This window comes from Bradyrhizobium sp. HKCCYLRH2015 (genome assembly GCF_051168215.1).
GTDB lineage: Bacteria > Pseudomonadota > Alphaproteobacteria > Rhizobiales > Xanthobacteraceae > Bradyrhizobium.
In genome coordinates, this window is record NZ_JBNPUO010000002.1 from 438,090 (window position 1) to 453,020 (window position 14,931).

A 14,931-nucleotide genomic window follows, 5' to 3' on the forward strand; every position below is an offset into this window, starting at 1 on the left:
GGAACGAGGTGCGGCATGTCAGACATATCGACAGCGGTAACCCGGCAGCAGATCGCGGCCACCTATGAGCTGATCCGGCCTTACGTCCGGCGCACGCCGATGATAACGGTCGATGGTGGCGATTTCGGCCTGCCGTCTTCCCCATTGCGACTGAAGCTCGAATTCATGCAGCATGGCGGCTCGTTCAAGGCGCGCGGGGCGTTCGCCAATCTCCTGACCCGCGATGTGCCGGGGGCCGGTGTGGTCGCGGCGTCCGGCGGCAACCATGGTGTCGCGGTGGCGCTGGCGGCGCAACGTCTTGGCCTGAGAGCAGCGATCTTCGTGCCGAGCATCGCCTCGCCGTCGAAGATCGACCTCATCAAGCGCTTCGGCGCGGAGATCCACGTCGGCGGGGATCGCTATGCCGATGCGCTGGCGGCGAGCGAACGACATGTCGCCGAGAGCGGCGCCTTGCCGATTCATGCGTTTGATCAGCCCGAGACCATGCTGGGGCAGGGCTCGGTGGGGCTGGAGGTGGAGCGCGACGCAGATGATATCGACACGCTGCTGGTGGCGGTCGGCGGCGGCGGGCTGATCGGCGGCATCGCCGCGTGGTACGAGGGACGCGTCAAGGTCGTGCCGGTGGAGTCGGACGGCGCGCCGACCCTGCGCGACGCGCTGGCGGCCGGACACCCCGTTGACGCGCCCGCCGGTGGCGTCGCTGCCGACAGTCTTGCGCCGCGCCAGATCGGCGCGCGCGTGTTTCCGATCGTGCAGCGGTTCGCGGCGGCGGAGGTGATCATCGTCAGCGACGACGACATAAGGGCGGCGCAGCGCGCGTTGTGGATGACGTTGCGCGTCGTAACTGAGCCGGGCGGCGCCGCGGCCTTCGCCGCGCTGCTATCCGGTGCCTACCGTGCGGGTCCGTCCGAGCGCGTCGCGGTTCTGGTCTGCGGCGCCAACACCACAGCGGTCAATTTCAAGAGTTGCTAGATGGATGGTCCGTGAATTCTGTGCCCCGTCATGGGATGTCGGAGACCGCTCCTGTGTAGGGTCGCGGTATTCGTCGCGGCCTCGGCAGAACGGAGAGAGCGGACTGCCGTTCAGCCGGTGTCTCGCATTAGATCAGCTCTCCGCGACCGCATCGCCCCAGGCATGGAAGATTTCCGTCGCGCCGCTGTTCGCGTCGCCCTGGCGCAGCACGACGCTGGGGCAGGCGAACTTCATCGGCATGGTCTGCACCGGCGCCGGCACGGTCTCGAACTTCGCCGTCAGCGCGTCCATCACCTCCGCCGGCAGCCGGGTGTCGGCGCCGACCACGTCGCCTTCGCTGGCATCGATGCGCGGCTGGTGGATCGCGGCATCGAGGTCCATGCCGTAGTCCATCACGAAGGACAGCATCTGCGCCACGGCGGGCAGGATGCGGCGGCCGCCGGAGGCGCCCAATGCGAGGCGGCGGCCGTCGGCGGCCTGCGCCACCACCGGCGTGTAGTTGGTGAGGCAGCGCTTGCCGGGGGCCAGCGAATTCGTTGTGCCGGGCGTCGGGTCGAACCACATGATGCCGTTGTTCATCATGATGCCGATCTGCGGCGCCTGGAATTTCGAGCCGAAGCCGGACAGCAGGGTCTGCGTCACCGCCGCCATGTTGCCGTCGCGATCGACCACCGAATAGTGCGTGGTGCAGGCCGGTGCCAGATATTCGGCGCCGATCGCGCGCTTGCCCGCCGCGTCGCCCATGTCGTTGAGCCGCTCGCGATAGGCGGCCTGCACCGCCTCGGCATAGGCGATGAAGGCGCCGGCATCCGGCGCCTTGCCCGAAGCCGTTACGCTCGCCTGCATCAGCCGCAGCGCGTGAGCCAGCGTCGGGCCGGCGGTGAGCTCCGGCGTCGCGAACACCGCGCCGCCGCGATAGGGAATGCGCAGCGGCTCTCGGACATGCGCCTCGAACGCGGCGAGGTCATCCACCGAAAGCGCGCCACCGGCGGCCTGGATGTCGCGGGTCAGCGAGCGGGCGATGTCGCCGCGGTAGAAGTCGCGCGCGCCGGCGCTGGCAAGATGGGCCAGCGTCGCCTTCAACTGCTCCTGCGGCAGCCGCGTCACCGCCTTGGCGCCCCATTGCGGATTCGGCGGCAGGCCATCCTTCAGATAGGCCGCGGCGCTGCCGGGATAGCGGCGCAGGTCGGCGGCGCAGCTCGAGATCATCACGGTGGTCCACCAGTCCACCAGCAGGCCCTCGGCGGCGAGCTTCACGCTCGGCGTGACCAGATCCGCCCATGGCAGCCGCGCGTAACGGCGATGCGCCGCCTCCATGCCGGCCACGACGCCGGGCACCGCGATCGCGCCGGGGCCGTGCAGATTGCGGTCGTCCTTGACGCGGGGCCATGGGAAGATGTCGGCCGCGACGCTGCCGTCATTGGCCAGCGGATAGTCGGCGACATCGAGGCTGTCGGGCGCGCGCATGCCGTAGTCGATCACTTCGACATGGTTGTCCCTGGCGCGGTACAGCACCATCGCGCCGCCGCCGCCGAGGCCGCTCATCCACGGCTCGAGCACGCCGAGCGCAAAGCCGGTCGCGACCACGGCATCGACGCAGTCGCCGCCCGCGGCCAGCACCTCGGCGCCGATCTCGGCGGCGCGCCGCGACTGTGCCGCGACGATGCCGCCCTTGCTGCTCACCGCCGGCTTGCGGATCTGCTGACGATTGGAAAACTGGTACGGCATGGCACTCCCCACGATCCCGCCTGATGGTCTGGCGAATTGACACCGGCCGGCGTCGGCGCGCAATCGGCGACAGCGGGACGCTCCCCAGCCCGGATCGAATGACGAGGCCTTGCGTTGAGGAGATGTTTACCAATGGGTACTATGGTCTTCGGCAGACCAGATCGATCTCGATCAGCGCGTCATAGGCCAAGCCGGTGACGCCGACGCAGGTGCGGGCCGGCAGCCGGTCCGGCGGGAAGAATGAACGGTAGGTTTCATTCATCGCCGCGTAATCCCGCTTGAACTCGGTCAGGTAAATCCGAGACATCACAATATGTTCGAGGCCGAGGTTGAGACCTTGGAGGATGTACTTCAAGTTCTGCATCACCGCCTTCGTCTGATCCACGATGCCCTCCGGCAGCACGCCCGGCGCCTCCGGCGAGTCCGGCATCTGGCCGGTCACGAACACGAAGCCGTCGGTCTCGACGGCGTGGCTGAAGGGGGCCACCGGCCTGGTCGCGCCGGAGATCATGTGGAACTGCATAGGGATGCTCCTTTGTTGTTGGGCTTCGTGGTAGCGACAGCAATGGTCGTCATTGCGAGGAGCGAAGCGACGAAGCAATCCAGGCAGCGCGTGACGCCCTGGATTGCTTCGCTCGCTCGCAATGACGGAGATCTGGGATGGAGTTGGGGCGCAATGAACGTCAGCGTTCATCCTCGAACAGCCGCTTGCTCAGGATCGCGTGGACGCCCCAATTGCCGTCGACGACCTGGGTCACGCCGAAATCCACCGCGGCGGACATCAGCGCGACCGCCTCGTCCTCGCTCAGGCCTTTGACGTGCATCAGGAAGCGCCGCATCTTGCGGAACGCGTCCTTCATCGCGAGGTCGAGCGAGGAGGTCGCGTAGACCTCGCTCTGGCCCTGCGCACCGAACTCAGCGAGATAGTTCGGATGGCTGAAGCCGGTCAGCACCCAGTCGGTCGCGGTTTCGATCAGCGGGTAGGAGAGATCGGCGAACGGCTGCCCCGCGAGCTGCGCCTTCTTGTGCAGGATCACCTGGAACGTGCCGGTCATCGAGCATTCGATCGCGGTGCCGCCGAGCTCGCCGTCGCCTTGCGTGGCGTGGGGATCGCCGACCGACAGCAGTGCGCCGGGCACCGCGACCGGCAGATACACCGTCGATCCCCTGCCGAGCCGCCAATTGTCGAGATTGCCGCCGAAATAGGAGGGCGGAATCGAATCGACGAAATCGGCCTCGCGCGGCGCCACCGCGATGACGCCGAAATGCGGCCGCAAGGGAATGCGGATGTTGTCGAGCACGCCGTGGCGGCGCTTGATGCTGTCGGGGGCGACCGGCACGCCGGGATAGTCGTAGGTCGTGTGCACGATCCCGCTGGGATCGGTCTGCGGCTCCCAGCGGTAGGAATACAGCGCGCGGGCATGCGGCTCGGGCGCATCGGCGAAGATCTCGTAGATCGTCACCGCCTCGCGCGGCGCCGGCGCGGCGATCAGCTCGTTGTAGTGATAGCCCCACCACGCCGCGACGCTGGAGCCGAACACGCGGCCTGCATGTTTCGGGTTGCGGCTTGGCCGCGGCACGATGTCGAGGATGCGCACCTCCAGCACGTCGCCGGGCTGCGCGTCCTTGATCGCCACCGGGCCGGTGCAGATGTGCACGCCAAAACCTTCGCCGGCGCCGCGGCCGAACACACTGGCGTCCATCGGGCCGGCGCCGCGGCGGTCGACGTTCTTCTTCGCCTTGGTCCAGCCGAACACGCTGAGCGCAGCCGCGTCGCCTGCGATCATCAGCTCGGGATCATCGGAGGCATGCTGGGTCAGCGTCTCCACCGTGATCGTGTCGCCGGATGCGATTTCGATCTGCGGCGGCAGCGAGCGGCTGAAATAGCCCCAATGCACACGCTCGGCCGAGACCGCCAGATGATGGTGATGCCGCTGCGCGTCCTGGTCGTTGGCCGGCGCGGGCAGGGCGACATCGCTCCTGGCCGACGCCGGCCTCTCGCAGGCGCGCTGCTGCGCCAGCGCGTCCTGCGGCCATCCGCGCTGGCCGCGCGGGGCCGCCGCCGTCACCGCCTGCTCGGCCTTCTGCTGCCGGAACTCGCGCGGCGACAGGCCGAAGCGGGCGCGGAAGCTGCGGCTGAAATGCGCTGAATCGGCGAAGCCGTAGCGATAGGCGATCTCCGAGATCGAATGGTTGGCTTCGGCCGGATTGGACAGGTCGGTCCAGGCCCGCTGCAGCCGGCGTTCTTTGACGTAGTGGCTGAAATTGTCGCCGGCGCTCTCGAACAGCTTTTGCAGATAGCGCTCGGAAATGCCTTCGGCCTGGGCCACCCGCGCCGGCGTCAGCTCGGCATCGTCGAGCCGCCGCTCGATGGTCTGGCAGAGCCGGTGCAGGATCGCGGCCTGCGTCGCGCTGCTGCCGGCCTCCGCCGCCGGCGCGGCTTGTTGATGGGCGAGTGTGAGCAGCAGATCGACCATGCTCTGCGCGACCGTGCTCCATTCGGCATCGCTCAGGGTGTCGAGCGCGCGTGCGGTGGCCTCGATGGTGCGGCAGACCACGTCGGCCAGGCCGCTCGGCGCGATCACCTGGGCTTGGGCCAATTTCAGCCTGCCGCTGATGCGGCCATGCAGGGCGTCCGCCGTCACCGACAGCACGATGGCGCGCAGACCGCGCTGGAACGCGATGCTCCAGTCGCCGGCGCGCGGCAACAGCATCAGATGTCCCGCGGGGACGATGCGATGGCCGTCGCTGCAGCGGAGCAGGGCGCCGTCCTCGATCGCGAGAAGGGCGATCGGCAGATCCGCATGGGCCTGCGGAACCGCAGTGATCGCCTGCGCGCCCGCCGACAGCCGCGAAAGAGCGATGCCCGGCGCTTGGCGATGCGAGGCGGTGGCATGACCATCATAAAATGGTGTCTTCGCTGCGGGCTGTAGCCCGACCGCATTCAGCACGTCGCGCCACGCCTCCGGACGCTCGCCCTCGGCATAGGATTCGCTGGTGAACGGACGAAAACTCATGGCACGCCCCGGGTCGGGGAATTCTAAGCAACCCCCGTGCCAGATGAGCTTCATGACCTGCCGTGTATCGGTGTTGTTCAGTTCGCTATTCCTCCACTCATTTGGATCGGTGCTCGTGCCACAGGCGCGATCGGTTCCCCTCCCCCTTGTGGGGAGGGGTTAGGGGAGGGGGCCCACAACGGCGGTCTCGCCCCGGGGCACCCCTCTCCCCAACCCTCCCCCACAAGGGGGGAGGGAGCGCACCATCCGCGGGGCGGGAGCTGGCTATACGTTTCGCAAAATCACTCACACCGGAACACATTCTTCCGGATCGTGCCATGCACGCCCCAATTGGCGTCGACCACCTGGGTGACGCCGAAGTCGGCGCCGACCGACATCAGCGAGATCGCCTCGTCCTCGCTGAGGTGATGCACCGTCATCAGGAAGCGGCGGAGCTTGCGGAAGGCGTCGCGCATGGCGCGGTCGAGACTGGAGTGGTTGGCGATCTCGGTCTGCGCATTGGCGCCGAGCTCGGCGAGATAGTTCGGATAGGTGAAGCCGTAGACCGACCATGCCTGGTCGGTCTCCAGCAGCGGATGCGTCAGGCCCTCGAGCTGCGTGCCGCCGAGGTCGCTCTTCTTGTGCAGGATGAACTCGAAGTCGCCGGTCAGCGAGGTCTCGATCGCGGTGCCGCCGAGTTCGCTGTCGCCCTGCGCGGCATGGGGATCGCCGACCGAGAAATAGGCGCCGGGTACGGCGACCGGATAGTACATCCGCGCGCCCTTGCCGATACGCCAGTCGTCGATGTTGCCGCCGGTGTAGCTCGGGGGGATCGATGAGACATAGTCGGCCTCCGATGGCGCGAGCCCCATCGTGCCGAAATGCAGCCGTGCCGGCACCTTCACATTGGGCAGGATGTTCTCGCGCTTCTTGATCGTGGCGTGGTCGACCGGCACGCCGGGATAGTCGATGGTCGGGTGCACGATGCCGTCGGGATCGGTCTGCGGCGTCCAGACGTAGTTGTAGACCGCCTTGGCGAACGGCTCGCCCGCGGTGTCCAGCTCGAAGATGGTGATGACCTCTCGCGGTTTCGGCTCCTCGATCAGGTCGTGATAGTGGAAGCCCCAATTGGCGGCGGCGTTGGAGCCGAAGCACTTGCCGGCATGGCAGCCGCATCGGCTCGGCCGCGGCCTTATGTCGAGGATGCGCACCTCGAGCACGTCGCCGGGCTCGGCGCCTTCGATCGCCACCGGTCCGGTCAGCAGATGCACGCCGATGCCTTCACCGGAGCCGCGGATGAACGGGCCCTCGGTCGGACCGGAGCCGCGCCGCGCCACGGCCTTGTGCTCTTTCGTCCACTTGAACACGCTTTCCGCGCCGGGATCGTCCTTGATCATGCGCTCATAGTCGTCATTGGCGTGATGCGTCAGCGTCTCGATCGTGGCGCGCTCGCCGGAGCGCAGGGTGAGCGCGGGTGTCACCACCTTGGAGAAATAGCCCCAATGGACGGTCTTGTTGGACACCGGCAGCAGATGGTGTTTCATGCGAGGGCCTCTTTGCTCAGAGATCGAGATTGTCGTGCGGTGAATTCGAGGGCGGGCCTCATGGTTCTCAAGGCGATGCCGGAGGCATCGTCCGGAGACGGCGCTGCGCGCCTCCTCACCATGAGGGTCGGAAGCGAGGCCACCTCACCCACGGACCTCATCCTGAGGAGGCCGCTGCAGGCGGGCGTCTCGAAGGATGGCCGCACGCAAGCGCTCGCTCCTAACGTGAAGGATGAACTCATGCCACCGCGTCCTTCGGCCGCTCGGCCTCCATCACCGAGAGGAAGCGCGCGGTCAGCGGATGGCGTGGGTTGGTCAGCACCTCGTGTGCGGGGCCTTCCTCGAGGATGACGCCGCCATTGAGGAAGGCGACGCGGTCGGCGACCTCGTCGGCGAAGCGGATCTGGTGCGTCGAGATGATCATCGTGAGGCCGTCGTCGATGGCGAGACGGCGGATCACCTCCAGCACCTCGTTGACCAGCTCCGGATCGAGCGCGGAGGTCGGCTCGTCCAGCAGCAGCACGCTCGGATTCGGCGCCAGCGCGCGGGCGATCGCGACGCGCTGCTGCTGGCCGCCGGAGAGATGCCGCGGCAGCGCATCGGCGCGATGCGACAGGCCGACACGGTCGAGCAGCTCAAGGGCGCGACGCTCCGCTTCGAAGCGGCCGAGCCCATGCACCCAGCGCAAGGGACCGGCGATATTCTCCTTGGCCGTGAGATGCGCGAACAGATTGAACTGCTGGAACACCATGCCGACGCCGACATTGGCGCGCTCGTTGGCGATGGCGCGCGGCGTCAGCTTGCGTCCCCGGTCGTCGAAACCGAGCTTGCGGCCGCCGACGCGGATGTTGCCGGCGTCCCAGTTCTCCAGATGATTGATGCAGCGGAGCAGGGTGCTCTTGCCGGAGCCGGACGGCCCGAGCAGCGCGATCACCTCGCCGATGCGTACGGTGAGATCGAGGCCGTCCAGCACCTTGTTGCCGTCATAGGCCTTGCGCAGATCCGTGACCTCGACGGCGACGTTGTTGCGGGCGATCGTTGCGGCACGCCGGGCCCGGTCTTCGATCGACAAGGCGAGCGGCGGCGTCTCCTTCAGCTCGGCGGGCTCGGGCGGCGCGGCCTCGATGGCCGGGGCTGTCTTCTCCGCGAGCTCCAGCTTCGTCGCGAAGTCGGCGCGGCGCCGAGGTAACAATAGCGCAAGGTAGTCCGCCAGCTTGCGCTGCTTCGCCGTGCGGTCGAGATCGAGCAGCCATTCGAGCGCAAGCTGGATGACGCTGATCGCGCCGGTCAGCACGAGATAGATGAGACCCGAGGCGAAGAAGATCGAGAAGAAGTCGAAGGTGGAGGACGCGAGCTGCGTCGAGCGCAGGGTCAGCTCCTGCACGGCGATGACGGAGGCGAGCGAGGAGTTCTTCAGCGCGCTCACCGCCTCGTTGCCGAACGCGGGAATCATGGTGCGGATCGCCTGCGGCGCGATGATCCGGCGCATCAGGACGCCGGGTGTCATGCCCAGCGCCTGGCCGGCCAGGAGCTGGCCGCGATCGACGCCGAGCACGCCGGAGCGCAGCATCTCGGCGATGAACGGCGCCTCGTTGCAGGCGAGCGCGAGGCCCGCCGCCAGCACCGCCGGCAACTTGATGCCGATATGCGGCAGCGCGTCGTAGGCGAACACCATCTGCAGGATCAGCGGCGTGCCGCGGAAGATCACGGTGTAGCCGCGCGCGATCGCGGCCAGCAGCCAGAACCGGCTGAGCTGCATCGCCGCGAGCACGAGGCCGAGAATGAGACCGCCGATCAGGCCGAGCGCGGTGACCTGCAGGGTCAGCTCGATGCCCTGCAGCAGATACGGCATGCTGAGATAATGCAGGAAGAGGGACATGAGGGGGCGGCCTGGCTACGTAGGGTGGGCAAAGGCGCAAAGCACCGTGCCCACCGCGGTGGTTCGAGAGAAGGAAGAAAGGAAGAAAGAAGGTGGGCACGCTGCGCTTTGCCCACCCTACGAAGTCTGCGTGCGTTGTTGCGCGGTATCGGAACTCAGATGGTCAGCAGTCGCGAAGCTCAGCGTTTGATCGAAATTCAGCAGCCGCTTGCTGCTTGAAGCTGTCGCTGTGAGGCAAGGTGTCACAGCTGCGGTGCTGCGCTCCCTCCCCCCTTGTGGGGGAGGGTTGGGGAGGGGGGTACCCAGGAAAGACTGTCCCGTGCCCGTGTCGACCCCCACCCCCGACCCCTCCCCGCAAGGGGGAGGGGAGCGCACCGTCTCCGCGGCAGCAGCTTCGCTTTCGAAGCCGCGCCTGTTAGTCCGCCGTCAGGATGTCCGGCTCCTTGAAATTGGCCGGGTCGAGCTGCCACTTCTTCAGGAGCTCCTGGTGGATGCCTTCCTTCTGCACCTCGATCAGGGCGGCGAGCACGGCATCGCGGAATTTCGGCTTGTCCTTGGGCACGGCGATGCCGACCGAATAGGGGATGGTGACGGCGATCGCCTTCTCGAGCTTGTCCGGATAGGCCTTCACCGCCTGGTCGACCGTGTTGACGTCGTTGACATAGGTATCGGCGCGGCCGGCGAGGATGGCCTGGATGCAGTTGGCGTTGTTGTCATAGAGCTGGATCGTCGGCTCGGGCTTGCCGGCTTCCTTGCATTTCGGCGCGAGATCCTGGATCAGCGGCACCTCGACATAGCCGGTGTTCTCGGCCGCGGCCGCGCCGCACATCGACATGTTGATGCCGTTGATGCCCTTCGGATTGCCCTTGGCGACCAGCACGCCGTCGAACACCTTGGAGTAGGTGATGAAGTCGGCGGCCTTGGCGCGCTCCTTGGTGGCGTAGATGTCGGAGATCACGATGTCGGCCTGGCCGCTCGCCAGCGTCGTCAGAAGCGCTGCGAAGGTCACCGGCTTGTAGGTCAGCTTGAAGCCGAGGCAGTCGCCGATGGCCTCGCCCAGATCGATGTCGAAGCCGACATATTTGCTCGGATCCTTCGGGTCGATCGACTCGTAGCCCGGCGTGTGCGGGTTGATGGCATTGACCAGCGTCTTGCCCTTCCAGTCCGGATATTTCTCCTTCAGCGCCGCGCAGCCCGTGGGCGTCGCCGCTTGAGCGTCGATCGGCGCGAGAAGTCCCGCCGCGATGATGGCGCCGAGCGCGGCAAGCCACGCGCGCCGCGCCCCAGTGAATAGCCTCGTCTGCATGTTGCCAGCTCCTTCGAACGATGATGTCGCGCTGGTCCGGCGGTGCATTGGTGCCGTCGCCCCGGTCCAAGCTCGGGGCGAAGCTTAGGTGCGCGCCCGCGCGGCTGACTTGTCCGTGGACGCACAAAATATTGGATCGTGCCGGTGCAAGAATTGAGCACGCATTGCCCAAAACCGCGCCGCTGCGACGGACCGTCGCGCGCGCGGCGAGTGAGCCAGCTCTGTCCTCGAAAATTCCGAAAGTCAAAAGTCCGCCGTGTCGGCGACGCGGCAGAGACGCGGGACGCTAGCGCCAAGATGGCGCTGCCGCCACGTCACCCGTCAGGATCGGCATCGTCTCGCCCATGCGTATGTGCATTGCGATAACCCGCGTCACGGGCTTGGCGGCGGCGGAGCCGCCAACTACGATGCCGCCGCACAACGTGCTCCTTTGTTTGTTGAGGTGTCTGCAATGCTGTTCCGTTTTACGGGACAACCATCACTCGGCCAATTCGCAGTGCGGACACTGATCGTCGTCGCCTACGCCACCATCTTCGCGCCCGTGATCATGATCGTGGTGACCAGCTTCTTCGCGCAGGAGATCGTGAGCTTTCCGCCACCGGCGCTATCGCTGAAATGGTATGCGAACGCGCTGAGCAAGCCGGAATTCCTGCGCGGCCTTATCACCAGCTTCCAGGTCGCGCTGCTCGCGACCGCGATCGGCGTGCCCTTGGGCACTGCGGCGGCGCTCGCCATCGTGCGCGGCGAGTTCCGCGGCCGCCAGGCGCTGAGCTCGTTCCTGCTGGCGCCGCTCGCCGTGCCCGGCGTGGTCGCCGGCTCCGGCCTCTACATGCTCTACGTGCTGGCGGAGGATCTGCTCGACCGCGACATCAAGGCGACCACCGAAGGCCTCGTCGCCGCGCATACCCTGCTCGCGATTCCCTGGACCGTGCGGCTCGTCGTGGCCAGCCTGCAGGGACTCGACCGTGCCGCCGAGGAGGCCGCCGCCAATCTCGGCGCCAGCCCGTTCAAGGTGTTCCGCCGCATCACCCTGCCGATGATGCGCTCCGGCATCGTGGCGGCTGCGATGTTCTCCTTCATCCAGAGTTTCGAGAATCTCGATCTGTCGATGCTGCTGGTCGGGCCCGGACGGATCACACTTCCCGTTGCCATGCTGAACTATCTCGAATTCCGCATCGATCCGACGCTCGCTGCCGTCGCCACCGTGCAGATCGCGCTGGTCGGGCTGCTGATGGTGATCACCGACCGCTTCGTCAAACTGTCGCGGGTGGTGTGATGGCGCAGCTCACATTGGAGAAGCTGACCAAGCGCTTCGGCACGTCGATCGGCGTGGAAGGGCTCGATCTTGCCGTCAATGAGGGCGAACTGGTCGCGCTGCTCGGCCCGTCCGGCTGCGGCAAGACCACGACCTTGCGCATGGTCGCCGGCTTCCTGCCGCCGACCAGTGGCCGCGTGCTGTTCGACCGCGAGGACGTCACGCATCTGCCGGCCTACAAGCGCGCCACCGGCATGGTGTTCCAGTCCTATGCGCTGTTTCCGCACATGAGCGCGGCCGACAATGTCGGCTTCGGCCTGGAGATGCGCGGCCTCGGTACGGCCGAACGCAAGACGAAAATTGCGGAGGCGCTGAAGCTGGTGCGGCTGTCGCATCTCGCCGACCGGCTGCCGCGGCAATTGTCCGGCGGACAGCAGCAGCGCGTGGCGCTGGCGCGCGCGCTGGTGATCAATCCGCGCATCTTCCTGCTCGACGAGCCCCTGTCGAATCTCGATGCCAAGCTGCGCGCCGAGGTGCGGCTCGAGATCCGCGCGCTGCAGCAGCGGCTCGGCCTGACGACGCTGATGGTGACGCATGACCGCGAGGAGGCGCTGACCATGGCCGACCGCCTCGTGGTGATGGAGGGCGGCCGCGTGCGCCAGATCGGCACGCCGCAGGAGCTCTACGACTCGCCGAAGGATGCGTTCGTGGCGGACTTCGTCGGCCGCTGCAACATCGTGGCGGGCCGGCGTGCGAATGAGCGCCAGTTCCGCACCAGCGGCGGCCTGCTGCTGCCGGTCGATGTCAGCAGCGGCGAGCGCGACAATGCCGACGCCTTCGCGCTGCGTCCGGAACGGATTGTCATCGCGCCCGGCGAGTCCGGCGAGGTGCGCGGCCGCCTGCAGGCGATCACCTATATGGGCGCGCAGACCGAATATGTGGTGGCACTCGGTGATGAGACGCTGGTCGCGATCAGCCCGACGCCCGACGCCGGCGAGCCGCTGGCGGCGCTCAGGCCCGATGATCCGGTGTCGCTGCAATGGGACCGCAAGGTCCCGCGTCTCGTGCCTCAGACATCTTCGTAACGCATCCCATCCACAGCGAGAGGTTCTGCCATGATTTCGCGACGTCATTTTCTCTCTGCCAGCGCCGGCATGGCCGCGCTGGCCTCCGGCATGCCAACCGCCCGCGCCGAAGGCGGACAGGTCGTGGTCGGCACCTGGGGCGGCGACTACGGCCAGTTGCTCTCTGACATCATCGACAAGCCGATCATGACGCCGAAGGGCTTCGAGATCGTGCAGGACGTCGCCAACGCCGATCCGCGCAAGACCAAGCTGCTGGCCGAGCGGCAGAGCCGGCGCGGCTCGATGGACGTCGCCTGCCTGTCCGACAACGACGCCTACATCGTGTCGCAGTCCGACGTGTTCGAGAAGGTCGATGCCGCCCAGGTGAAGCGGCTCGACAAGGTGTTCCCGGAGCTTCGAAGCGAGATCGCGATTCCGCATATCTATTCGGCGCAGGTGATCCTCTACAACACCAACCAGGTGAAGACGCCGCCGCAATCCTTCGCCGATCTGTGGGATCCGAAATGGCGCGGCAAGATCGGTCTCGCCGACATCCTCTATCCCAACAACACGCTGGCGGCGGCGCTGGCCGGCGGCGGCGGAGTCAGCAATCTCGATCCGGCCGAGAAGAAGCTGATGGAATGGCGCTCGCTCGACGTAAAGATCTATCCGTCGAACGAGGCGCTGGCGGCGGCGCTGAAGTCGGAGGAGGTATGGCTGACCACGATGTGGCTCGCCCGTGGCTTCATGTGGAAGAAGTCCGGCATTCCGCTCGCCCATGTCGTGCCGAAGGAGGGCACGCCGGCGATCGTGTTCCAGGCCTCGGTGCCGAAGAACGCCAAGAACAAGGCCGGCGGCTTCGCCTATCTCGACGCGATGCTGGATGCCAAGGCGCAGGGCGGCTTCGCGGACAAGATGGGCTACGTCCCGACCGTCACCGACGCGCCGCTGCCGGAGGATCTCGCCAAGCAGGTCAGCCTCACCGAGGCCGAGCGCGCGCGGCTGCTGAAGCCGGACTACGCCTATGCCGCCGGGCGCTCGCAGCGCACGCTCGACTTCTGGAACAAGGAGTTCAAGGCGTAGGCCTTGGATGATGCGCTCCCTGCGGCCTCGCCGCAGGGGCCGCGGCTGAACAGCCGACACCTTCGCAATCGGAGCTCGCGCGATGGCGCTGCTGGTCGTCCCTGCCTGTCTCCTGGTCCTGGCGCTGCTGGTCGGGCCGATGATCCTGATGTTCCGGATATCGCTCAACCAGTTCAGCCCGACCCAGTTGATGATGCAAGCGCTGTCGCTGGACAACTACATCAAGGCCGCGACCGATCCATATTATCAGCAGATCATCCTCGCGACGCTCGGCATCGCACTGCTGTGCACTCTGCTCACGCTGATTCTCGCCTTCCCGGCGGCCTATTGGCTCGGCCGCATGGAGAGCCGCTGGAAGAGCCTGGTCGTGATCGCGACCCTGTTCCCGCTGCTGGTCGGCAATGTCGTGCGCTCGGCCGGCTGGATGGCGCTGTTCGCACGCGACGGCCTCGTCAACACCAGCCTGCTGAAGCTCGGCCTGATCTCGACGCCGCTGGAGATCATGTACACGACCAAGGCGGTGATCATCGGCATCATCGCGGTGGTGCTGCCCTACATGATCCTGACGCTGTCGGCGGTGATCGAGAGCATTCCGCGCGATCTCGAATATGCCGCCGCCAATCTCGGCGCCTCCGGCGCGCGGGTGTTCTGGCGGGTCATCCTGCCGCTGTCCGGCCCCGGCGTCGCCGCCGGCTCGATTCTGGTGTTCGTTTTGTGCATGAACACCTATGCAACGGCGGTGCTTCTCGGCGGCCCGCGATTCAAGATGATGGCGCCTGCGGTGTACGACCAGTTCGTGCGCGGCAACAACTGGCCGATGGGCGCCGCACTCGCCTTCATGCTGCTGGCGGTGACCATGGCGTTCACGGTGTTCGGCAGCGTGGCATTCGCGCGGCGGTACAGGACGGGATAGGCGTGGAACGTGTGGCGCGAGAACTTCATCGCGCGCGCGGTGTAACCTCGCCCCGCTTGCGGGGAGAGGTCGGATGGCATCGTCAGATGCCATCCGGGTGAGGGGGTACAGGTCTCACCACAAACACCACCCGTGCGTCTGCCCCTCACCCCAACCCTCTCCCCGTAAGAACGGGGAGAGGGAACGCACTG

General features: G+C 66.8%; 11 protein-coding genes. 5 read left to right on the forward strand and 6 right to left on the reverse strand.

Going from position 1 to position 14,931, the window contains the following annotated elements; all coding sequences use genetic code 11:
• Positions 1-15: 15 nt before the first annotated feature.
• Positions 16-972, forward strand: a complete 957-nt coding sequence (locus tag ACQR1H_RS06120) for a threonine/serine dehydratase (RefSeq protein ID WP_315801981.1) — start codon at positions 16-18, stop codon at positions 970-972.
• A 132-nt stretch (positions 973-1,104) separates the two neighbouring features.
• On the opposite strand, the gene ACQR1H_RS06125 is transcribed toward ACQR1H_RS06120, so the two are convergent.
• The 6 genes from ACQR1H_RS06125 to ACQR1H_RS06150 form a co-directional block, all read right to left on the reverse strand.
• Positions 1,105-2,700 carry a gamma-glutamyltransferase family protein gene (locus ACQR1H_RS06125; protein WP_434907291.1) on the reverse strand — a complete coding sequence of 532 codons (1,596 nt, stop codon included), beginning with the start codon at positions 2,698-2,700 and terminating at the stop codon, positions 1,105-1,107.
• A gap of 139 nt (positions 2,701-2,839) precedes the next feature.
• Positions 2,840-3,223: a RidA family protein gene (locus tag ACQR1H_RS06130; protein WP_315801983.1), complete on the reverse strand. Its 384-nt coding sequence runs from the start codon at positions 3,221-3,223 to the stop codon at positions 2,840-2,842.
• 160 nt (positions 3,224-3,383) lie between these two features.
• Positions 3,384-5,717: an acetamidase/formamidase family protein gene (locus ACQR1H_RS06135; RefSeq protein WP_316236871.1), complete on the reverse strand. Its 2,334-nt coding sequence runs from the start codon at positions 5,715-5,717 to the stop codon at positions 3,384-3,386.
• Between the two features lie 281 nt (positions 5,718-5,998).
• The gene (locus tag ACQR1H_RS06140) at positions 5,999-7,240 is read right to left on the reverse strand and encodes an acetamidase/formamidase family protein (protein ID WP_316183181.1); all 1,242 of its coding nucleotides are present in this window, start codon (positions 7,238-7,240) and stop codon (positions 5,999-6,001) included.
• Positions 7,241-7,478: 238 nt separating this feature from the next.
• Positions 7,479-9,119, reverse strand: coding sequence for an amino acid ABC transporter permease/ATP-binding protein (locus ACQR1H_RS06145; protein ID WP_434873245.1), 1,641 nt, complete (start codon positions 9,117-9,119; stop codon positions 7,479-7,481).
• Positions 9,120-9,534: 415 nt separating this feature from the next.
• On the reverse strand, positions 9,535-10,425 hold the full coding sequence (locus tag ACQR1H_RS06150) for an ABC transporter substrate-binding protein (RefSeq protein ID WP_316217092.1): 891 nt from the start codon (positions 10,423-10,425) through the stop codon (positions 9,535-9,537).
• Between the two features lie 451 nt (positions 10,426-10,876).
• On the opposite strand from ACQR1H_RS06150, the gene ACQR1H_RS06155 reads away from it, so the two are divergent.
• From ACQR1H_RS06155 to ACQR1H_RS06170, 4 genes are all read left to right on the forward strand, one after another.
• Complete coding sequence (locus ACQR1H_RS06155) at positions 10,877-11,701, forward strand: ABC transporter permease (RefSeq protein WP_434845699.1); 825 nt, start codon at positions 10,877-10,879, stop codon at positions 11,699-11,701.
• Positions 11,701-12,765, forward strand: a complete 1,065-nt coding sequence (locus ACQR1H_RS06160) for an ABC transporter ATP-binding protein (protein WP_315801988.1) — start codon at positions 11,701-11,703, stop codon at positions 12,763-12,765. Before ACQR1H_RS06155 ends, ACQR1H_RS06160 begins: the two co-directional genes overlap by 1 nt.
• Positions 12,766-12,795: 30 nt before the next feature.
• Positions 12,796-13,827 carry an ABC transporter substrate-binding protein gene (locus ACQR1H_RS06165; protein WP_315801989.1) on the forward strand — a complete coding sequence of 344 codons (1,032 nt, stop codon included), beginning with the start codon at positions 12,796-12,798 and terminating at the stop codon, positions 13,825-13,827.
• Positions 13,828-13,909: 82 nt separating this feature from the next.
• Complete coding sequence (locus tag ACQR1H_RS06170; protein ID WP_316217090.1) at positions 13,910-14,740, forward strand: ABC transporter permease; 831 nt, start codon at positions 13,910-13,912, stop codon at positions 14,738-14,740.
• Positions 14,741-14,931: the final 191 nt, after the last annotated feature.